Here is a 21,451-nt window from a genome sequence, read left to right as displayed (position 1 = left end):
AATACTCAAATAGGCAAACAAAAAAGCCCACCCAAGGGGTGGGCTCGCGTTAGAACAGAGAGAGGCGCGAGGAGTGGTAGACGCTGCCAAAGGGGGCATCGACACGCACCCAGCGACCGAGGGCGGCCACACGCAAGTGGCGCGGGATGTTCATCGGCGCGCTAAAGCCCGGGATAAGCCCTAGGTTCGTGCACGCGAAAATGAGACGCATGGGAATGTCGACGCTCGTCCCGTCAGCTTCGACGGTGAGCACGGTCTGCTTCATGAGCGAGCTCGGCGGACCGGCAGGGCCTGAGAACTGCCGGGCCAAGGCTTGACCTTTGTCGGCGAGGTCGCGGACAACGTGGACCGGGAGGGTATCGAGAAGCTGGAAGCCCAACGCCGGCGGCAGGGCGCCTGGCCACGAGGCATCGCGCGGGGCGCCAATCTCGTCGCGGCCGTCCTTGACCGCATCAAGGAGGTCTTTCGCGGAGACGGACGCACCGTCCCGCCCCACGGTGCCAGCAACGCGGCGTGCAGCGACGACCTCAAAGGGCGTCGTGACGAAGACCTCGACGGTCTCTGGGTCGTATTGACGCAGGCGTGCGATGGCCTGGGCATCGAGACCCACCGCACGCGCCAAGAGGGCCTGCAGTCCTTGTGCGCCACTTTCAATGTGCAGCGTTTCTGTGGACATGCAGGCCCTCCTGTGCTCGACGGTGTAGTGGCGTCGAGTCTACTCGGCAAGAGCTCCGATGACTTCCTTCTCATGCTCGGTGAGCGGGCGCGGCAATCCGGTATGCAGATCAACGGCAACCTGGACGCAGTCAATCTCACATGCCACCGGGCCGTCTGGCACGCGGATGTTCTGGCGCGTGGTGAACGAGGTATTGCCGATACGGGTCACCCACGACTCAACCTCGACGGAGGAAAGGCCCTGCGGCTGGATGGGATTCTTGTAATCCAGCTCAAGGTGGCGCACGAAGGCCGCGAACTCCGGAACGTCCGGGAAAATGCGTTCCTGGGCGTAGATGAGGCGGGCCTCCTGCGCGATTTCCACGTAGTTGGCGTTCATCATGTGGCCGTAGCGGTCAAAGTCTGACCAGCGCACGGCCACACGATGGATGTGGTGCTTGTTTTCTTCAGTCACCGTATCTCCTATCGCGTGAGCTTACGGTGGGTCACGCGCGACGGACGTGCCGCATCCTCGCCGAGACGCTCGATCTTGTTCTTCTCGTAATCGCCGAAGTTGCCTTCGAACCAGAACCACTGGCCTTCTGCCACGTTGCCTTCCCAGGCAAGGATGTGGGTGCAGGTGCGGTCGAGGAACCAGCGGTCGTGCGAGATGACCACGGCGCAGCCCGGGAATTTCTCGAGGGCGTTCTCAAGGGAACCGAGGGTCTCGACGTCAAGGTCGTTGGTCGGCTCGTCGAGGAGGATGAGGTTGCCGCCCTCCTTGAGTGTGAGCGCCAGGTTGAGGCGGTTGCGCTCACCACCGGAAAGCACCTTAGACGGCTTCTGCTGGTCCGGGCCTTTGAAGCCGAACGCGGACAGGTAGGCACGCGAAGGCATTTCATTCTGGCCCACATGGATGTAGTCGAGGCCGTCGGAGACGACCTCCCACACCGTGGACTCCGGGTCGATGTTCTCACGGCCCTGGTCGACGTAGGACAGCTTGACGGTATCGCCCACCTCGACGGAGCCGGAGTCCGGCTGCTCGAGGCCCACAATCGTCTTAAACAGCGTGGACTTACCCACACCGTTCGGGCCAATAACGCCCACGATGCCGTTGCGCGGCAGCGTGAAGGAGAGGTCCTTGATGAGCACGCGGCCATCGAAGCCCTTGGTGAGGTTCTTCACCTCGACCACCTTATTGCCCAGGCGCGGCGGGGTCGGGATCTGGATTTCCTCGAAGTCGAGCTTCTTGTACTGCTCGGCCTCGGCGGCCATCTCCTCGTAACGAGCCAGACGGGCCTTATTCTTGGCCTGGCGAGCCTTGGCGCCGGAGCGGACCCAGGCGAGCTCTTGCTTCAGGCGCTTCTGCAGCTTCTTGTCCTTCTGGCCGGCGACCTCGAGACGCTCCGCCTTCTTCTCCAGGTACGTGGAATAGTTGCCCTCGTACGGGTAAAGCTTGCCGCGGTCGACCTCACAGATCCAACCGGCGACGTGGTCGAGGAAGTAGCGGTCGTGGGTCACGGCGAGGACGGCACCCGGGTAGGACTCGAGGTGCTTCTCCAGCCACTGCACGGACTCGGCGTCGAGGTGGTTGGTCGGCTCGTCGAGGAGGAGCAGGTCCGGCTCGGAAAGCAGCAGCTTCGCCAGGGCGACGCGGCGGCGCTCACCACCGGAGAGGTTGGTGACGGGCTCGTCAGACGGCGGGCAGCGCAGGGCGTCCATGGCCTGCTCGATCTTGGAGTCGACCTCCCACGCATCCGCGTGGTCGAGCTCCTCCTGGAGCTTGCCCATCTCTTCCATGAGCTCGTCCGTGTAGTTGGTGGCCATCTCTTCCGCGATTTCCTCGAAGCGCTGCTTCTTCTGGAAGATATCGCCCAGGCCCTCTTCCACGTTCTCGCGGACGGTCTTCTCTTCGTCGAGCGGCGGCTCCTGGAGCAGGATGCCCACGGTCTTGCCCGGATCGATGAAAGCCTCGCCGTTGGACGGCTGATCAAGGCCCGCCATGATCTTGAGGATCGACGACTTGCCGGCACCGTTCGGGCCGACCACGCCGATCTTGGCGCCCGGGTAGAAGGCCATGGTGACATTGTCCAGAATGACCTTGTCGCCGATGGCCTTGCGCACATTCTTCATCGTGTAGATGAACTCGCCCATTGTTCCCCTTTACGTCGGTTGGGTGAGTGTGCCCGCAGCCCGGGCACACACGTCAAACAACACAAAGAGTACATCATCCCCCGGGGCTGGGAGCTAGAACGGTGCGGCAGGCTCCCGGCTTTCCGATGCCGCCGCCTGGGCGTCCGCCGCCGTGTCCACCGAGGTATCGGCGCCGGCGTCCCCCGAGTTCTCCGTGTTCCCAGTATTGTCGTCCCGGCTCAGGATCTTGTCCGGACCCGTGTGCTCGAAGTTAGGGACAGGAATGCCGGTGACCGTGGCATCGGCGCCGATCTTGAGGCCGGTGGCGACGTAGTGGGACAGCTCGAGGGAGACCTGGTTGGCACGCACCTCGATCTTGGCGCGATTCTTGCCCTCCTCGTCCTTCCATCCAATGGTGTTAAGCGAGCCGAGGACGATGACGGCCATGCCCTTGCGCAGCGTCGTGCGGACGTTCTGGGCGAGCGCACCCCACATCTCGACGTCGATGAAGAGGTTGTCCGTATCGATCCACTCGGGGCCCTCCGGATCCGGGTTGCGGCGGCGGCGCGAGGACGCCACGCGCATGGTGGTCTTGAGGTTGCCGTTGTAGACCTGCGTCATGTGCGGATCTGCAACGAGGTGGCCGGTGATGGTGACAGGTAGTTGAGACATAAGGTTTATTCCTTCTATTCGGTAGTCGACACGGGGAAGAATTTTCCCTCGCAGCACCATCGTGAACCACCGAATGCGCCGCGCCAACCCCCAAAACCGCAGCTGTGGATAACTCCCCGCGGTTGCCCAATAGAGTGGGCAAAAAGGGACGAGTTATCCACAGAAATTGGGCTTTCTCACCGGTATCTCAGTTTCACCGGCGCGTTCGTGCCGGTTCTGGCTACCGGTAATCCTCGTCGTTGAGGCGCGCGAGCATCGCGTTGTAGTCCTCCAAATCCTGGTCGCCATCGAGGTCCGCCTTCTGGTCGTGGCGTCGCGCCGCGGAGCGGTCCTCACGCAGCCACTCGAGGAAGAGCGTGCCAAAGACGATAACGAGCGGGAACTGGCCGAAGCCCCAGGCGATACCGCCGCCCACCTTCTGGTCGTAGGCGAAGTCCGGGTTCCACGGCAGGTCGAGGGAAAGGTAGAAGTTCTCGCCCAGGATCTGGCCCAGCTGCATGAGATAGACGCCCGCGTAGAGGTGGATGGGCATGGAGATAAACAGCAAAAGCAGGCGCAGGCCGGTGGGCCGGCGGTGCGGGATCGGGTCGGGGCCCACGAGCTCCCAGAAGTAGAAGTAGCCGGAGACGAGGAAGCACGCGTTCATGATGACGTGCCCGGCGTGCTCGGAGACCGCGTACTCGTACAGGTCAAAGGACAGGTAGAGAATGTAGAAGAAGAACAGGAACTGCACGAGGTTGACCGCCGGGTGCGTGATAAATCCGACGATCCGCGAGCGCGTCGCCGCCAGCGCCCACTCGTGCGGCCCAAATCCAGGTTCCCAGGCCTCCATCATGAGGGTGAGCGGCGCGCCCAGCGCGAGCAGGAGTGGAACGACCATGGACAGCACCATGTGGCCCAGCATGTGCATGGAGTAGAGCGCGGGAATGTACATGCCCAGCTCCGAGCTCATAAACAGCGTCATGCCCAGGGAGCCGGCCATCCACCACGCTGTACGAGTCCACGTCCACGTCAGGCCGCGCCGACGTACGCGCCAGACCCCGTACGCATAGAAACCAGCGAGCAACAGGCCCAGGGTTCCCCACAAGATATCGAAGCGGAAGTGAGTGAAGAGACCGGCGACAGAGGGGGCTTCGGAAAGCTCGTAGCCCAACAGAATCTGCATGGAGTTGAGGTTGGGATCGCGCGGCGGCGGGGGCGGCGTGCGGCCCATGGTGCCAGCCACGCCGACCGTGAGCGCCATGACCAACAGTTCGACAAAGGCGACGCGGCGGAAGAGCTCCGGACGCGACTTCAGCTGCGGCATGGTGAGCTGGCGGTGCGCGAAGCCGAAGAGCGCGAGCACGAGCGTGAGCACTGACTTCGCCACGATAATGAGGCCATAGCGGGTGGTAAACCAGTCCGACCATTCGATGCGGATGGCGGCATTGATAAGGCCCGAGCACACCATGACGATGACGGAGAAGAGCGCCAGATTGGAGTACCGGCGCACGGCCATCGTGAGATCCGGTCCCAGGCGACGGCCATGCGCAAGCAGAGCGAGCAGCCCACCTACCCACAGCACCATGAAGATGAGGTGCCAGAGGAAGGAGTTCGTGCCGTAGTCATGGTCGCCGCCCGAGGCCGAGTGCCCCTCCATGCCCAGCGGCACGACCATGAGGACCGAAAGAACCAGCAGGACCGGCTGCGAGCCCCAGCGCGAAGCGATAAGCCCGCCGATGCCCACCACAGCCGCGAGGCCCGCAGTAAGCAGCCACACCTGCGCGGTCGAGATATTGGGGAACGCGTAGGTAAACAGCTGGGGGTCGAGAACCTCAAGGAAGGACGAGCCGGTGGTATCGGAAAGCACGAGTGGGACTTCCAGCACTGCGAGAACCGCGGTGACCAGAGCTGCAAGCGCGCCAACCCGTTTCGCGACGTGTCCATCCACGGTGAGAGGCGCTGTGTTGAGTGTCTCAGCGTCGTGTTCTCGCGGGGAAATGAAGAAGGATGAGGCCAGGAAAGAGCCCACGGAGGTGGCCATGGCAATCCATGCGGCGGCACGAACGAAGGGTAAACCCACCGTCGTCACACGACCGGGATCCGGGATGCCGAGCGCCTTAAGCGAGTCCGCGAGGAAGAAGGACGCGATGCCGCCGGCTGCGATACCTGCGACGATGGCAATACAGACGTAGATCCATGCGGAGCCACGGGCGCGGCGCCGCGCGGCGGGGGCAGACGCGACTGCGAAACCGTCCCCATCCTGGGAGGACAACTGCTCTTCAGACATGTGTCGCATTCTACGACGTGAGCGTTACACCACGAAAAGTGACCATTACTTCCAATTATGGCATTATATTTGCCTATGGACTCGCGACAATTATCGTACTTCCGGTCCGTGGTCGACCACGGGTCGTTTACCCACGCCGCTGCGGCGCTCGACATGACGCAGCCGTCGCTGTCTCTGTCGATCCGCAAGCTGGAAAAAGAGCTCGACGTGCAGCTGCTCACCCGCGGCCGCGCCGGCGTCTCCACAACCGAGGCGGGCGACTACCTCTACGAGATCGCCATCAAGATGGAAACCCTCATGACGGAGGCCGACCAGCGCATCCGCGAGATTGCCGGCGGCCTCGCTGGCTCCATCTCCATCAACGCCGCCCCGGAGTTCAACTGGGCCTTTATGCCCGAGGTCCTCTCCCGCATGTTTGAGGTCGCCCCTGACGTCAAGCTCTTCCTCGAAGACCCCGAGCCCATCATCACGCTGGAGCGCGTCCTCGACGGCTCCATCGACCTAGGCCTCATGCCGTCCATAGACCCGCGCGCCTTCGCGCAGCAGCACCAGGACCAGCTCGTCGTCCACGTCGTCACCGAGTTCCCCATGCTGCTCGCCGTACCGGAGCGCCTTAAGGATCTCCCGGACGAGGTCTCGCTCGCCGATATCGCGCATGAGACGTGGATCCTCCCTAAGCACCATGACGAGTTCCCCGGCCTGCCAGACCTCCTGCGCACCGCCTGGTTCCAGAACCCCGAGTCCAAGCCCGCCCACATCCAGGAAGTCTCCACCCTGCAGACCGCCATGCCGCTCGTCGCGGGCGGCATCGGCGTGGCCCTGCTTCCGGACTCCGCCCAGCGCCACGCTGGCGACCACGTCTTCTTCAAAAAGATCAAGGGCGATTTCCCGGGCATGCAGGCCATCCTCATCTACCGCAAGGACAAGGACCTCTCCCCCGCCGCCAACCAGCTCGTGGACATCATCCTCGAGGTCGGCGCCGAGGGTAAGTACCACTAGTCGCCACCCATCACAGAGTTCATTCCGCGCTGGTGTAATATATGACCGCGCTGCGCCCCCATAGCTCAGCGGATTAGAGCAGAGGGTTTCTACCCCTTGTGTCGCGGGTTCGATTCCTGCTGGGGGCACCAATTTCCATAGTTTAATATTCATAAAGGCTCGGTACCTCCCGAGCCTTTGCGCTTTCCGACGCCGCCGAGCTCTACTGCCGCAACGGCCGGCGTCGACCCAGGCCTGGTGCGCCACTACTTCGGTACCAAGGAGACGAAGGTGAAGCTCCTCATGGCCCTGGGCACCGAACGCCTCGCCCAGGACGACGCCCTCTTCGTCGAACTACAAAAATCACGGGCAGCCCGGCCGAACGTCTCGTGCGCCGTTACTTCTTCATGTGGGAACACCCACCTCGCGGCCCATTATTCTGGCATTCCCGCGCGCCCTCACGTCCTTTACGACGTTGCTCGCTCCCACCCCAGCCCCACTGCCGTACGGGACTCAAGTCCTCGAAAGCGGTCTCCTAATCCGCCACCGCCGCACCGTCTACGAGCGCGCCTGACCGCGGATCTCCTTGCCCAACCCCTCCAGTTCTCTCACAGCGGCGGACTGCGCCACCGCCGAGTCCGTCGCGCGCGGCGGCGCCTGAATAACGCGCTCCGACTCAAGCCCTCGCTCTAGCTCGATCGCGCGCGTAATCTCCGCGTCGATCTTCACGCCGAGGATAAACAGCGTGTTCATGATCCACAACGCAAACAGCGCGATGATGACGGTTCCCAGCGCGCCGTACGCGCTGCGCGCACCCACCACCGTGAAATAGACCCGCACCAGTCCCCACGCCACGACAGCGCCCAGCAACGCGATGGTTGAGCCCACCGTGAGCCACTGGAATTTCTGCGTCCGCACATTCGGCGCGAAGCGATACAGCAACGCCAACAGCGTCACGCTCATCACCGCCACGACCGGCCAGCGCAGCCATCGCCACACCGGCAGGAAGGAATCGACGAGGAAAGAACGCACCGAAGAAACACCCGGGACCCCGCCAAAAGGCCGCAACAGTCCCACCACGATGTCACGCTGCAGCATGAGCGCCACAAAGATCACCACGGCGCCCAGCACCATCGCGATGGTGAGCAGCCACATCACTGTCCACGTGCGCACGAGCCCGCGGCCTTCCACTCGCCCATACATCGCATTGGCACTGCGCGCGAACGCCCGCACATACGCCGAGGACGAAAACAGTGCGAGGACCACCGATAACACCAGCATGAGCGTCGACTGTTGCGTCGAGCCCACCACCGCATCCACGACCCGCTGTGCGGCATTCTCCCATTCCGGCGGCAGGTACGTCCCGATGAAATCGGCCGTGAGCTTCTGCACCTGTTCCTCATTGCGCGCGAGCACCAGCGTCGCAATGGAGTACACGCCCAACACCATGGGCAGCGCCGTGAGCACCGTAAAGAACGTGAGCGTCGCCGCGCGATCCATCATCGCGTTCATGAAGAGCTCATGGCGCACCCGGCGCGCAACTAACCCCCACGCCCGGCGCGACAAGTGCCACGCACTCTCCCCCGCCGAGCCATACGCCCGGGGCACCTCCGTGCGCACGAGCTCCCCACTATTGGGCGCAGCGACGGCAGGGCTTGGCCGTGCCCCCTTCTTCTCACCGTCGCCCGGCGTGGCGTTTTGTGTCATACCTGCAGCTTACCGGGCGTACTCAGCGCGGGCCGACACATCTAGGAAGCTAACTCGAGTCTCTCGACTCATAGCACGTCAGTACCCGTCATAATAGAGAGCATGTCTACCTTCTCCGACGTCCTCGACCAGCTGCGCAAGAACCAGCCGCAAGGCAAGTACGGCATCGCCTTTGAGAAACTCATGGTCAATTACTTCCGTAATGACCCGACATTGAGCGAAGAGTACGAAGACGTCGGACGCTTCGTCGACTGGAAATACTACGACGGACAGTCCGATACCGGCATTGATCTTGTAGCCCGCCGCCGCGAGGACGGCCGCTGGGTCGCCATCCAGTGCAAGTTCTATGAGCCGACCGCTTACCTCCAGAAGTCCCACCTCGACTCCTTCTTCGAGAAATCCGGCCGCTCCTTCGATACCGAGCACGGCAAGGACTCCTTCGCCCAGCGCATCATCATCTCCACCACGGACCGCTGGAGCAAGAACGCCGAGGAAATGCTGGACAACCAGCTCATCCCTACCAACCGCATCGGCACCGCCTCCATCGCCGAGTCCCCCATCGACTGGGACATCACGTTCCCCGGCAGCGACATCGCCATTAATTTGACCCGCAAAGAGGTCTACCAGCCGCGTCCGCACCAAGATGAGGCCATCGCGAAGGCCATCGCCGGCTTCGAGGCCCACGACCGCGGCAAGCTCATCATGGCCTGCGGCACAGGCAAGACCTTCACTGCGCTGCGCCTCGCCGAGCGCTTCGCGGAGCTCAACGGCAACAAGGCCCGCGTCCTCTTCCTCGTTCCCTCCATCTCGCTGCTCTCGCAGACGCTCAAGGAGTGGACCGCGCAATCACAAACCCACCTGCCGCTCAAGCCCTACGCCGTATGCTCCGACCAGAAGGTCTCCAAGAAGGCCGAGGACATCGCCTCCTACGATCTCGATGTCCCTGTCTCCACCAACGGTGCGGACATCAAGCTGCGTACGGAGCAAGGCAAGCGCCGCCAAGGCCTCAACGTCATCTTCTCCACCTACCAGTCCATCGAGGCCATCCACGAGGCCCAAGAGCTCGGCATGGATGACTTCGATCTCGTCATCTGCGACGAAGCCCACCGCACCACCGGCGTCACCCTCGCCGGGGAGGACGCCTCCAACTTCGTGAAGATTCACGACGAAAATTACATCAAGGCCAGCAAGCGTCTCTACATGACGGCGACTCCCCGACTCTTCGACGACAACGTCAAGGGCAAGGCCGAGGAACATTCCGCGGAGCTTGCCTCCATGGATGACGAGGACATCTACGGCCCCGAGTTCTACCGCCTCGGCTTCGGCGAGGCTGTGGACAAGGGCCTGCTCACCGATTACAAGGTCCTCGTCATGACGGTCGAGGAAGACATCGCTGCGGACGTCCTGGCCGCCTACCCCACCAACGAAATCAACCTCACCACCGCCTCAGCCATGATCGGCGCGTGGAACGGACTCGCGAAGCGTTCGGGTGCCGAGCAGGACACGAAGTCCGGCTTCGAGGCAGGTGCTCAACCCATGCGCCGCACCGTTGCCTTCGCCAAGGACATCAAGGCCTCAAAGACTATCCAAGAGACCTTCCCCACGCTCATCCGCCAGTACCAAGAGCAGCTCAAGGACCACGCCGCCACCAACGACGTGAGCCTGCTCAACATCGATCTCCAAGTCGCCGTCGAGCACGTCGATGGCACCATGAACGCCCTCGAGCGCGGCAACAAGATCTCTTGGCTCGAGTCCTCCATCCCTGAGGACGAGACTCGCATCCTTACCAACGCTCGCTGTCTCTCCGAGGGCGTGGACGTCCCCGCCCTCGATAGCGTCATCTTCTTCCACCCTCGCAATTCCATGGTCGACGTCGTCCAGTCCGTCGGCCGCGTCATGCGCAAAGCCGAGGGCAAGGACTACGGCTACATCATCCTGCCCGTCGCCATCCCGCCGGGAGTCTCCCCGTCCCAGGCCCTCAATGACAACACGCGCTTCCGCGTGGTCTGGCAGATTCTCAACGCCCTGCGTGCCCACGATGACCGCTTCAACGCGAAGGTCAACTCGATTGCGCTCAACGAGAAGGTCGAGCTGCCCATCGACATCGAGAGCGTGAAGAAGACGAAGCGAGACGATGAACAGAGCCTCGAAACGAAAGCCAAAGACGCACAGGCAAAGCTTGATGCTTCCGATGCCTCCTCTACCGGAAACTCCGAATCCTCCGGCGAGCAGGAACTCACCCCCGAGCAGATGACGCTGTTCTCCCTCGAGGCCTGGCAGGAAGCCATGTACGTCAAGCTGGTCGACAAGGTCGGTACGCGTACCTATTGGGAAGACTGGGCTGACGATGTCGCCACTATCGCCGAGGCTCAAATCGCCCGCATCAAGGCACTCATCAATGCTGCAGACGACACCATCCGCAAAGAATTCGAGGTCTTCATCGAGGGCCTACGCGGCAACCTCAACGACTCGATCACCGAGGACGAAGCCATCAGCATGCTCTCGCAGCACCTGATCACTGCCCCGGTCTTCAACGCGCTGTTCACCGAGCACGATTTCGCCGCGCACAACCCGGTTGCCCGCGTCATGCAGCGCATGGTCGACGCGCTCTCGGACGCCAAGCTCGAGTCTGAGACCAAGTCTCTGACCGACTTCTACGAGTCCGTGCGCGTGCGCGCCTCCGAGGTCTCCTCCGCTTCCGGCAAGCAACAAGTCATCAAGGACCTCTACGAGCGATTCTTCCGCAAAGCCTTCAAGAAGCAATCCGAGGCCCTCGGCATCGTCTACACCCCGGTTGAGATCGTCGACTTCATCCTGCGCTCCGCCGATCAAATCTCCCGCTGGCACTTCGGCAAGGGCCTTACCGACGAAGGCGTCCACATCCTCGATCCCTTCACAGGTACCGGTACATTCATGGTCCGACTCCTCCAGTCCGGCCTCATCGAGCCGGAGGACCTCGCGCGCAAGTACGCTTGCGAACTCCACGCCACTGAGATCATGCTGCTCGCCTACTACGTCGCCGCGGTCAACATCGAGACCACCTACAACGCCCTCCAAGCAGAGCGCGCCCAACGCAATGGCGAACCCGAGCCCGAGTACGTCCCCTTCGACGGCATCGCACTCGCGGACACTTTCCAGATCCACGAAGAAGGCGACATTCTCGACCTCAAGGTCTTCAAAGAGAACAACGCCGCAATCCAGCGGCAGATTGATGCGCCAATTAACGTCATCATCGGTAACCCGCCCTACTCCGTGGGGCAAACCAGCGCGAACGATAACAACGCAAATCTCAAGTACCCAACGCTCGACAAACGCATCGAGGAAACATTTGTCCGGAACTCCTCAGCCACGAACAAGAACTCCCTCTACGACTCCTATCTTCGCGCCTTCCGCTGGTCCATAGACCGACTCGGTACACACGGCGTCATGGCTTTTGTATCCAACGGCGGATGGATCGATGGCAACACCGCTGACGGAGTTCGGTTGTCTCTTGACGATGAACTCAGCGACATTTACGTCTTTAATCTCAAAGGCAACATGCGCAAAGCAGACTGGAAACGTGAAGGCGGGCAAGTTTTCGGCGGTGGTAGTCAATCCACAATAGCCATCATCATCGCTGTAAAACGCGAAATCCCAGACGATGTCTGTATTCACTACCGCGATATTGGCGACTACCTCAGTGCAGACGAAAAACTTGCAATCGTTGCTCGCTCCACGCTCGATAATGTCGATTGGCAAATTATTGAGCCCAATATTTACGGTGACTGGCTCGATCAGCGCGATGAGGACTTCGAGACGTGGCCGGTGATCGGAGAAAAGAGGGACAAAAAGAACCCGGTCGTTTTCCACAACTATTCGCGTGGTCTAAGCACAGCTCGAGATGTTTGGTGCTATGGGTCAACGCCTTCAGCTGTCACCAGCCAGATGCAGACCTTAATAACAACCTACGATGCCGCGCGCGGCGAGTTTAGGAACTGGATTCAAAGCGCAAAAATTACCAAACCCCGCGAGACTGACGTCAATGCATTTCTTGCCAAACGTCCAGAATATGCTGACCTATCCAAGATCTCCTGGAATCGCAGTCTTAAGCAACAGCTAGCGGGCAATAAGATCATCAGCTTTGATGTGAGCCGCATCATGAAATCGCTGTATCGACCTTTCCACAACCAATTCGCGTATTTCCACGCTCCAGTGAATGACATGGTCTATCAACTGCCGCAGCTGTTCCCCACGCCAGCCCATGACAACATTGGGTTTACTCTTACTGGCACCGCTTCCCACTACAACTTCGGTCTCATCGCAACAAATCTGCTGCCGAACCTCCATACTCTCGACACTGGCCAATTCTTCCCCCGCTGGACCTGGGAGCCGATTGAGGCGCCGGAGGGTGAGCTGGACTTTGGGATGGGGGCATCGGAAGGCTCGGGGCCTGGTACGGAAGGAGAAATCCTCGACGGGTACCGTCGCGTGGACAACATCACGGACGAGATTCTTGGGATTTATCGCGAGGCGCTGGGTTCGGATGTGATGAAGGATGACATCTTCTACTTCGTGTACGGGCAGCTGCACGACCCTGGGTACCGGGAGAAGTACGCCGCGGACCTGAAGAAGATGCTGCCGCATATCGAGACGCCGATGTCGCGGGCGCGGTTCGACCAGCTGGCTGCCGCCGGACAGGAACTGATGGACCTGCACGTGAACTACGAGGGCGTGGAGCCGTGGCCGGTCACGGTGGATGTGAAGGCATCGGCGGACGAGTCCGACCGCGAGACGTGGCGCGTGCAGAAGATGAAGTGGGCGAAGAAGAAGGATCCGTCTACTGGGAAGAACGTCAACGATGTCACGACGCTCGTCTACAACAAGTCCGTGACCGTGCGCGACATTCCGGCTGAGGCGGACGAGTACATGCTCGGCTCGCGGTCTGCGCTGGCGTGGATTATTGACCGGTACCAGGTGAAAAAGGACAAGGCATTGGGAATCGTCAACGACCCCAACGATTGGGCCGACGAGGTGGGCAATCCGCGGTACATCGTGGATCTCATCGCGAAGGTCACGCGTGTGGCGATGGAGACGGTGAGGATTGTTGAGGGGATTCGAGAGGATAAGCAGTAGCAATGAGCTCACAGATTTATAACTGGAAATCCATGTTGCCGGTGGTCCTTGAGGTCGCTGCGGATGGAAAGCCCCATCATCGCAGCGAGTACAAAGAGGCTGTTCGCCTCATCTCCGAAAGGGATTTTGGAGACGAGGCGTACCGCAAGTTAACAACTAAGCTCGCATACGAAGATCGCGCTGGATGGGCGACGTTTGAGCTGCGTCGCTCCGGGTTACTCGCCGATGTTGAGCGCGCCGTAACGCAAATTACGCCTGAAGGCATCCAATGGCTCAAGGACAATCCCTATCCGCTGAGCCGCGAACAACAGCGAGAGTTTGTGAAGATGCGTGATCGTGTTCTCGAAGCGAAGGGGACGATCGAAAAATCCTCGTCTGATAACGATGCCGACGAGCCCGAAACAAGCGATGATTACGTCTGGGTTCTCCGCGCTGGCAAAGATGGCGTACGTGAGAAGCGTGCCCTTCAAGAAAACCTCGGTCTACCGGGCTTGTACTACAACGAAGAGGTAGAAAATGCCGAGACCCTTGACGAGATCAAAAAGGCCATGCGGGCCGCCTATCCCGAGTGGAAGCGCGGCCAGATCAATACTCAGGCAGGGCAGCTTTACCGTTTCCGTACGAAGCTCCAAGTGGGCGACATCGTTCTTATGCCGAGCAACCATGTCCATGGTGCGGTGTACCACGGTACGGTCACTGGTCCTGTCACCATTGACCGGAGCGAACCTGACGTCGAGGCTCATCTTCGCGTTCCGATCGAGTGGAGTAAAGAACCTTTCCAGCGCGATGAATTAGGCATTGATCTGCGGCGTTCCATCACAAGTTTGCTGACGATCTCGCAGGTAAAAAGGAACAACGCACACGAGCGCTTTCTCTCGGTTATCGATGGCTCAGGCGACCCGGACTTCAGTACGGAAGATTTCTCAGCTGCTGATTCATTCACTCTGGATTGGATTGACTTCAACCGAGAATTCGCAGAGCGACTCCTTCCTTACCGTTCCGACCGTCCGGCGTTACTGGATAAACTTCACGAGGCGGCACGTCTTTCCGAACGACCGTCACTCTTCAATATGTTGTGGGAGTGGTCGAAGGAGGACGGCAAAGAAACAGCCACGGACATCGATCCATTTACGATCTATGCGCTCATCAACCGCTCACTCACGATGTCCAACAAGGAAGCTATCTATCGAGGGCTCAAGGAAGCATTCGATATTAGCGCCGAGGTTCCAACATCGGTTGATGGCTTGCCGGTACGTAACAACTTGTCGGCACGCTTCGAATCGAAGTACACCGATCCTGGAAATACCGCCTTCTATGACGGAATCTGGACGCTCTTCGAGGCCGCTCTGCGATACAACCCACGCGAGAAACACGGCCACTCCCGAGTCGACTTCATTGATGCGTACGACGCCGCAGTCAAGGACCGTTCACAAGTGGCATACACCATGGGGCTGTTTTGGATTCGCCCTGAAACCTTCATGGCTCTCGACCGTCGCAATGCCGACTTCCTTAAATCCGAAGACGGCATGGGTATCGATGTGGTTGGCACTGTAACTGACGGTGCCTCGTATCTCGCAACGCTTACAGATGTCGCCGACTGGCTCCAGGATTCCACGATTGATCCACCAACTTTCGCCGGATTGTCGGCAACAGCATTCCAATACGCGCAGAACGAATCTGAAGCACCTGTCGAATCAGAACTTGAGGAACTCACTGAAGAAGCGCAGGAGACTTACTCCATCCAGGATATTCTCAACGCTGGATGCTTCCTCGACCGCAAACAACTCGAGACTATCCTCCGCCGATGGCGTGAAAAGAAGAACCTCATCTTGCAAGGGCCGCCGGGGACCGGAAAGACCTGGCTCGGCCGAAAGCTTGCTTACGCGATGCTCGAGGACTCCTCCGACGAGACAATTACCGCAGTGCAGTTCCACCCGTCAACGTCTTACGAAGACTTCATCGAAGGGTTCCGCCCTGCGAGCGATGGCCATCTTCGTCTGCAGCCTGGCCCCTTCCTCAAAGCCGTACGAGCTGCTAGTGACGACGAGGGGCGCAAGCATTTCATCATCATCGAGGAAATTAACCGCGGAAACCCAGCACAGATTTTCGGCGAGATGCTCACGCTCCTCGAAGCCGACAAACGCAACGTCGAAAGTGCACTGACGACGATTTACTCACCAGACAGTGAGCCAATCTTTCTCCCCGAAAATCTCTACGTAATTGGCACGATGAACCAGGCGGACCGATCCCTTGCGATGGTCGATATGGCGTTGCGCCGACGTTTCGCATTTGTTGATCTTCAGCCTCAGTTCAATGAACGGTGGCTCGATTACTGTTCGACTCATTGTGGCTACGATCGAGGGACGCTGGAAACTATCGGCACGAAGCTGGATGCACTCAACGCTCGCATTGCCGCCGACATCAATCTGGGACGCGATTACGGAGTGGGGCACAGCTTCGTGACACCGCGTAAGTCATCGAAGCCGTTGACCAGTGAAGAGACGCACAAATGGTTCGATGCAATTATCGACACGGATTTGGCACCGCTTCTACGCGAATACTGGTACGACCAGCCTGAGGTCCTGGAGGAAGCGCTTCGTGAACTTCGAGCCTGAGACTTCTGCAGAGTCCATCAGCAAGCACGTGCCGATGCGTAGCGTATGGCTGCTGCAGCTCTATGCATCCGAGGCTTATCGGCGCGGAGTTATCACCGACGCCGCGGTCGATGCTGCGGACGCCGAGCTGCCATTACTTCTCACTACCATGTTGTGTGAAGCCGTCGAGCGCCGCCTCACGCGTGAGCTCAGCGTGGGATTTAATAGACGCACTGCGACGCTCCACCGGGTGCGAGGCAAGATCGATGTCTATGCAACACAACGGCACCGGCTACTCGACAAGGGCCAGATACGGTGCGAGTTCAACGAGCTCACCAGTGATCACCCGGTCAATCGATTCCTGCTCCATGCGTTGCACTACGCAGAAAAGCTCATCCAACCGCTCGATACGACGGTAGCGACTCGGTGCCGTCGCTTGGCGCGTGCCTTCGAAGCTGCGGGAGTGCCATCTGTGCCTAGTACCGCCGAGCCCACTGGCCGACTCTCTCCTGCTGATGCCCATCCCACAGCAGTGGCATCGCTCTTGCTCAACCTTTATGTCCCGCGCTCTGGTCTCGGCCCTCACGCATTCGCCCGCGCGGCGGTCACCGAGACGTACTTACGTGCGCTCTTCGAGCGTGCCCTGCTGGGAATCTACCGCTACCATCTCGCTCCATTGGGGTGGACTGTACGCGGTGCAAAGTATGTTGACTGGCCAATCAACGAGGCGACGACGGCGCAGCTTCCGCGAATGCTCACCGACATCATGCTCACTGCACCCGATGGCACCGAGGTCATCGTCGATGCCAAGTTCGCATCTATGGCGACAAGCAATCGCACAAACAGCGGATACACGCTGAAGTCCGGACATCTCTACCAAATCCAGTCCTACGTGCTGTCACACTCAGCGGCGCTGACTGAGTACAGCGATTTTCGTCCCGTGGCTGGAGTAATGGTTTACGCCGATTTAGGTGCTCCTGCCGCCGCATTCGATACCATTCAGAATTTTCGCATGCACAACCACGATTTCGTGTTCGGAGCACTCGACCTAACTACAAGGGCCAGCAAAATTCGCGAAACGGCACTCACGATGATCCAGAGCCTCAAGCACGAGCCTCTCGCGCTAAATTGATGTGCTGACAGGGAGGATAAGGGGGCATCGGAAAGCTATGACTGGCGGTCATTTCCATACCGGGCTCACCCCCCCACAAAACCCCAAACCTACCAAGCCAAACGGGGTTCGTTTGACCTGGCCGGCCCGAGTTAGTGACGCAGATTAGAAGCCCTGAGCAACGCGGTAGTACACGTTGTTCCAGCGCAGCTCCTCTTCGAAGCCTTCGACGGTGGTGTCCTCATCGATGACGGCCAGCTCCATCTGAGCGATGCGAGCGAAATCGCGCCATGCGTCGAGCGGCAGAGCCGTGCTCATCACGGTGTGGTGAGCAGCGCCGGAAGCCAGCCAGCAGGTGGCCGAGGTGACCAGATCCGGAGCAGGCTCCCAGACGGCGCGTGCCACGGGGAGCTTCGGCAGCGGCTTGTCGGGCTCAACAACCTTGACCACATTCGCGGTCAGGCGGAAACGGTCGCGCAGATCGGACAGCGCAACGACGGTGGCATCGCCCGGGTCTGTGTCGAAGACGAGGCGGACCGGATCCTCGCGGTCGCCGATGCCCAGCGGGTGGATCTCCAGGCGTGGCTTCTTCTCCGTCAGGGACGGGCAGATCTCCAACATGTGGGCGCCGAGAATCTTCTTGTTCCCCGGAGCCATGTTGTAGGAGTAGTCCTCCATCAAGGAAGCACCACCCGGCAGGCCGTAGCCCATGACCTTGGCGATGCGGATGAGAACGCCGGTCTTCCAGTCGCCCTCAGCACCGAAGCCGTAGCCGTCGGCCATCAGACGCTGGACAGCGAAGCCTGGTAGCTGCTTGAGGCCACCGAGATTCTCAAACGTATCCGTGAATGCCGTAGCGCCCTCGGCCTCCAGGAAGTCGCGCAGCGCTGCTTCCTGCTTCGCTGCATAACGCAGGGATTGGTGCTTCTCCCCACCCAAATCCAGGACTGGGTCGAACTCGTAGAGGTCCTGGTATTCTTTGATGAGCGCATCGACGCGCTCCTCCGAGATGGCGTCGACGGCCTCGACGAGCTCGTTGACCGACCAAGTGTTGACGGTCGCGCCGAAACGGATGGCAGCCTCAGTCTTGTCGCCCTCAGTGACAGCGACGTTGCGCATATTGTCACCAAAGCGCACCATGCGCATGTTCTGTGCTTCGTTCCAGCCAGCGGCGGCACGCATCCACACGCCAATGCGCTGCGGAACGCGCTCGTCGGTGACGTGGCCAACAACGCTCACACGCGGAACGCCCATGCGGGTGAGGATGTAGCCGAACTCGCGGTCGCCGTGAGCGGCCTGGTTGAGGTTCATGAAGTCCATGTCAATGGTGTCCCACGGGATCTCCAGATGGTGCTGCGTATGCAGGTGCAGCAGCGGCTTGTGGAGGGCATCGAGACCGCGGATCCACATGCGTGCCGGGGAGAACGTGTGCATCCAGGTAATGACACCGATAACCGAGTCATCCGCCGAAGCATCCGCCATGGCGCGGAAGATCGACTGCTCATCGGTGAGGGTCGGACGCCACTCGATGTCGACCGGAATGTCAGCCGAGTCGTTGAGTGCAGCGACGATTTCCTTGGACTGATCGGCGACCTGCTCGAGGGTCTCCGGCCCGTAAAGGCCCTGGCTGCCCGTCAGGAACCAGATAACCTTGCCTTCAAATGGGTTCTTCATGAGGAAATTCCTTTCTGGTGCTTCGCAGTGCGAAGTGAAGTGTGGGTTGAGAAAACTTGTGGGATTACTGTCCGTAGACGTTTTGGTATCGATCGTTAAGAGAGTCGATTGCTTCCTGCGGGATAGGAACAGGCTCGCCGAGTTCGCGCGCCAGGTGAACCGTCTTCGCGACTTCCTCAACCATGACGGCAGCCTTCACTGCCGCTTCCGCCGTCTTGCCGATGGTGAACGGGCCATGGTTCTTCATCAATACCGCCGGAGAAGAAGAATTGGACAACGTTTCCACGATCCCGCGGCCGATGGAGTCATCGCCGATAATCGCGAACGGACCTACTGGCACTGGGCCACCGAACTCATCAGCAATCATGGTCAGTACGCAGGGGATCTCTTCACCGCGTGCCGCCCACGCCGTGGCGTAGCTCGAGTGGGTGTGAACAACGCCGCCAACTTCAGGCATGTGTTCGTAGACGTATGCATGCGCTGCAGTGTCGGAGGACGGTGAACGGTCGCCATCGATAAGCTGCCCCTTGATGTCGCACACAACCATCGCCTCCGGCGTGAGTTCTTCGTAGCGCACGCCCGAGGGCTTGATGACAAACAGATCATCGGTGCTAGGGCCTGATTCGTTGACGACGACGCGCTCGGAGACGTTGCCGGCTGTCCAGACCACCAGGCCCCATCGCGGCAACTCCGCGTGAAGGTCTGACACACGCTGACGCGCCTGGGCGACTTTGTCCTGAATCTCCTGCGAGTACTGGGCCAAGCCTAGGTTTTCCATGAGTATTTACCCTTTCCTATCTAGCTTTGCGCCGGAACAACTTCGGCGGCGACGTGCTGCATTTTGAGTCCTGCCTCGAAGCGATCAAGGTAGGTACGGAATCCCGCGGCATCATCAGCAGCAGGTTCACGCGCGGGAACATCGGAATCAGCAAAGACCGTCGCGTCGAGATAATCCGGCAGGGATTGCGCGGTGTCGGTACCGGCGTACAACGCCAGCAGGGCGATGCCCCATGCCCCGCCTTCGCTAGCTTGAGCCGCGACCTTGATCGGGGTGTTGAGCGCAGCTGCGAGGAACCGTTGGCCAACTGCAGCGGTGCGGAACACGCCGCCGTGCGCTTGGAGGAAGTCCACGTGAACGTTTTCTTCGTCCAGCGTGCGCATGCCAAGCGCCAACGTAGCGAAGACACTGTAGAGGTTGGCGCGGACCACGTTCGACAGCGATAGCTTGGACTCGGACGAGCGCACGAGCATCGGGCGCCCGTCGGCCAGACCGCTCACGGGTTCGCCAGCGCGGTAGTTGTACACCAGCACTCCGCCGGCATCGGGATCGCCGTGCAGGGCTTCGGTGAAAATCGCGCTGTAGACGTCATCAATATCGTGAATCTTCTGACGGCCGAAGGCCACTGCGACTTCGCTGAACATCTCCATCCATTCGGACAGTTCTGCAGCGCCGTTGTTGCAGTGCACCATCGAAACAGGCGCGCCGCTGGGAGTCATCACCGGGTCGATTTCACGGTGCAGGTTCTGCAAGCGATTTTCCTGGACGACCATGGCGAAGATCGACGTACCCACGCTTACGTTGCCGGTCTTCGGACGCACCGCGTTTGTCGCTACCATGCCGGTACCTGCGTCGCCTTCCGGTGCGCAGCAGATGGCCCCAGCCTTAAGATGGCCTTTGGGGTCAAGCAGCCGAATGCCTTCTTCGGTAATCCGACCGGCATCATCGCCCGCGACCTTGATGGAGGGAAGCAGGGACTTAAAGTGCCTATTTACGCCGTTGTCCGCTAGCAAAGCATCGAGCTTCTCAAGGCACGTGGCGTCGTAGTCGAGAGTACCTTCGTCGCACGGGAACATGCCCGAGGCATCGCCGATTCCCAGGACCTTCTCCCCAGTCAGCTGCCAATGCACGTAGCCAGCCAGCGTCGTGAGGAAATTAACGTCGTTGACCTCAGGTTCGTTGTCCAGCACCGCTTGGAAGTAGTGGGAAGCCGACCAGCGCATCGGCACGTTGACTCCGAAAGCTTCGGTGAGCTTGTCGGCTGCCGCTGCGGTGGTGGTATCGCGCCAAGTTCGAAACTCCGCGAGTTGCTCACCATTCTGGTCGAAAGCCAAGTAGCCATGCATCATGGCAGAGACGCCGAAGTTCTCAAAGGATTCGAGTTTGGTGCCGAAGTCCGTTTCGACGGTTGCCTTGAGCTGGGCGACCGATTCTTGCAGGCCATTCCAGACCGCATCGAGCGCGTAGCTCCAGTGACCATTGACAAGGTGGTCCTGCCACTGCGAGCTTCCGGTTGCGAGAACGGCGCCGTAGCGATCGATGAGACAGGCTTTGATTCGTGTTGAACCAAGCTCAATGCCGAGCGTGACGTGGCCAGCCGCGATATGCGAGGCGGCCTCGGGCAGAGCCGCGGTAGCGCGGCCACCCCCACTTTTAGGAGTGAATGTCACTTTGCCCTCCATTCGTTAGCGTTAACATCTACCTCCATATTTACCGTCTCCACCCCCCTTGTCAATTGGTTCACTCACAATCGATGATGTGTTTCCTCC

13 protein-coding genes and 1 tRNA gene are annotated in these 21,451 nt (G+C 60.2%); 5 read left to right on the top strand and 9 right to left on the bottom strand.

All coding sequences use genetic code 11. The features are described 5' to 3' along the window. Nucleotides 1-49: 49 nt before the first annotated feature. The 5 genes from HMPREF0307_RS08970 to HMPREF0307_RS08950 all read right to left on the bottom strand — a co-directional run bounded on the left by HMPREF0307_RS08970 (nt 50) and on the right by HMPREF0307_RS08950 (nt 5,737). Nucleotides 50-676 carry a DUF8185 domain-containing protein gene (locus HMPREF0307_RS08970; RefSeq protein WP_066491929.1) on the bottom strand — a complete coding sequence of 209 codons (627 nt, stop codon included), beginning with the start codon at nt 674-676 and terminating at the stop codon, nt 50-52. A 39-nt stretch (nt 677-715) separates the two neighbouring features. Next, complete coding sequence (locus HMPREF0307_RS08965; protein ID WP_141629226.1) at nt 716-1,129, bottom strand: acyl-CoA thioesterase; 414 nt, start codon at nt 1,127-1,129, stop codon at nt 716-718. A gap of 8 nt (nt 1,130-1,137) precedes the next feature. Next, complete coding sequence (gene ettA, locus HMPREF0307_RS08960) at nt 1,138-2,808, bottom strand: energy-dependent translational throttle protein EttA (protein WP_066491926.1); 1,671 nt, start codon at nt 2,806-2,808, stop codon at nt 1,138-1,140. Between the two features lie 93 nt (nt 2,809-2,901). Next, nucleotides 2,902-3,459 carry a single-stranded DNA-binding protein gene (locus tag HMPREF0307_RS08955; protein WP_066491913.1) on the bottom strand — a complete coding sequence of 186 codons (558 nt, stop codon included), beginning with the start codon at nt 3,457-3,459 and terminating at the stop codon, nt 2,902-2,904. Between the two features lie 220 nt (nt 3,460-3,679). After that, nucleotides 3,680-5,737: a bifunctional copper resistance protein CopD/cytochrome c oxidase assembly protein gene (locus HMPREF0307_RS08950; RefSeq protein WP_066491898.1), complete on the bottom strand. Its 2,058-nt coding sequence runs from the start codon at nt 5,735-5,737 to the stop codon at nt 3,680-3,682. Between the two features lie 66 nt (nt 5,738-5,803). Between HMPREF0307_RS08950 and HMPREF0307_RS08945 the strand changes: the two genes are divergently transcribed. Next, nucleotides 5,804-6,727 (top strand): LysR family transcriptional regulator, encoded by a 924-nt coding sequence (locus HMPREF0307_RS08945; protein WP_066491888.1) that lies wholly within the window; start codon nt 5,804-5,806, stop codon nt 6,725-6,727. Between the two features lie 54 nt (nt 6,728-6,781). Continuing rightward, nucleotides 6,782-6,858: transfer RNA gene (locus HMPREF0307_RS08940), tRNA-Arg, on the top strand. A 406-nt stretch (nt 6,859-7,264) separates the two neighbouring features. On the opposite strand, the gene HMPREF0307_RS08935 is transcribed toward HMPREF0307_RS08940, so the two are convergent. Beyond that, nucleotides 7,265-8,413, bottom strand: a complete 1,149-nt coding sequence (locus HMPREF0307_RS08935; RefSeq protein ID WP_066491879.1) for a YihY/virulence factor BrkB family protein — start codon at nt 8,411-8,413, stop codon at nt 7,265-7,267. 102 nt (nt 8,414-8,515) lie between these two features. Between HMPREF0307_RS08935 and HMPREF0307_RS08930 the strand changes: the two genes are divergently transcribed. From HMPREF0307_RS08930 to HMPREF0307_RS08920, 3 genes are read left to right on the top strand one after another with little or no spacing between them, the layout of a single operon-like run. Beyond that, a complete protein-coding gene (locus HMPREF0307_RS08930) occupies nt 8,516-13,525 on the top strand; it encodes a DEAD/DEAH box helicase (RefSeq protein ID WP_066491869.1) in 5,010 nt (1,669 codons plus the stop codon). Nucleotides 13,526-13,527: 2 nt separating this feature from the next. After that, the gene (locus HMPREF0307_RS08925) at nt 13,528-16,140 is read left to right on the top strand and encodes an AAA family ATPase (protein ID WP_066491854.1); all 2,613 of its coding nucleotides are present in this window, start codon (nt 13,528-13,530) and stop codon (nt 16,138-16,140) included. After that, entirely contained in the window at nt 16,124-17,251 is a 1,128-nt protein-coding gene (locus HMPREF0307_RS08920) for a 5-methylcytosine restriction system specificity protein McrC (RefSeq protein ID WP_066491838.1), read from the top strand. Before HMPREF0307_RS08925 ends, HMPREF0307_RS08920 begins: the two co-directional genes overlap by 17 nt. 144 nt (nt 17,252-17,395) lie before the next feature. On the opposite strand, the gene araA is transcribed toward HMPREF0307_RS08920, so the two are convergent. The 3 genes from araA to HMPREF0307_RS08905 all read right to left on the bottom strand — a co-directional run bounded on the left by araA (nt 17,396) and on the right by HMPREF0307_RS08905 (nt 21,352). Then, nucleotides 17,396-18,904 (bottom strand): L-arabinose isomerase, encoded by a 1,509-nt coding sequence (gene araA / locus HMPREF0307_RS08915; protein ID WP_066491836.1) that lies wholly within the window; start codon nt 18,902-18,904, stop codon nt 17,396-17,398. A gap of 64 nt (nt 18,905-18,968) precedes the next feature. Continuing rightward, nucleotides 18,969-19,682 (bottom strand): L-ribulose-5-phosphate 4-epimerase, encoded by a 714-nt coding sequence (locus HMPREF0307_RS08910; RefSeq protein WP_066491827.1) that lies wholly within the window; start codon nt 19,680-19,682, stop codon nt 18,969-18,971. A 20-nt stretch (nt 19,683-19,702) separates the two neighbouring features. Next, nucleotides 19,703-21,352 carry an FGGY-family carbohydrate kinase gene (locus tag HMPREF0307_RS08905; RefSeq protein ID WP_197418404.1) on the bottom strand — a complete coding sequence of 550 codons (1,650 nt, stop codon included), beginning with the start codon at nt 21,350-21,352 and terminating at the stop codon, nt 19,703-19,705. Nucleotides 21,353-21,451 lie beyond the last annotated feature (99 nt).

Source organism: Corynebacterium sp. DNF00584 (assembly GCF_001552965.1).
In the GTDB taxonomy this organism is placed as follows: Bacteria; Actinomycetota; Actinomycetes; order Mycobacteriales; family Mycobacteriaceae; genus Corynebacterium; species Corynebacterium phoceense.
The sequence above is the reverse complement of the archived record's forward strand: the minus strand, read 5'-3'. Positions and strand labels throughout refer to the sequence as shown.

Excerpts from the sequence above, each read along its gene's own strand:
- HMPREF0307_RS08970 (WP_066491929.1), bottom strand. The coding sequence starts at position 676 with ATGTCCACAGAAACGCTGCACATTGAAAGTGGCGCACAAGGACTGCAG.
- ettA (WP_066491926.1), bottom strand. The coding sequence starts at position 2,808 with ATGGGCGAGTTCATCTACACGATGAAGAATGTGCGCAAGGCCATCGGC.
- HMPREF0307_RS08955 (WP_066491913.1), bottom strand. The coding sequence starts at position 3,459 with ATGTCTCAACTACCTGTCACCATCACCGGCCACCTCGTTGCAGATCCG.
- HMPREF0307_RS08950 (WP_066491898.1), bottom strand. The coding sequence starts at position 5,737 with ATGCGACACATGTCTGAAGAGCAGTTGTCCTCCCAGGATGGGGACGGT.
- HMPREF0307_RS08945 (WP_066491888.1), top strand. The coding sequence starts at position 5,804 with ATGGACTCGCGACAATTATCGTACTTCCGGTCCGTGGTCGACCACGGG.
- HMPREF0307_RS08935 (WP_066491879.1), bottom strand. The coding sequence starts at position 8,413 with ATGACACAAAACGCCACGCCGGGCGACGGTGAGAAGAAGGGGGCACGG.
- HMPREF0307_RS08930 (WP_066491869.1), top strand. The coding sequence starts at position 8,516 with ATGTCTACCTTCTCCGACGTCCTCGACCAGCTGCGCAAGAACCAGCCG.
- HMPREF0307_RS08925 (WP_066491854.1), top strand. The coding sequence starts at position 13,528 with ATGAGCTCACAGATTTATAACTGGAAATCCATGTTGCCGGTGGTCCTT.
- araA (WP_066491836.1), bottom strand. The coding sequence starts at position 18,904 with ATGAAGAACCCATTTGAAGGCAAGGTTATCTGGTTCCTGACGGGCAGC.
- HMPREF0307_RS08910 (WP_066491827.1), bottom strand. The coding sequence starts at position 19,682 with ATGGAAAACCTAGGCTTGGCCCAGTACTCGCAGGAGATTCAGGACAAA.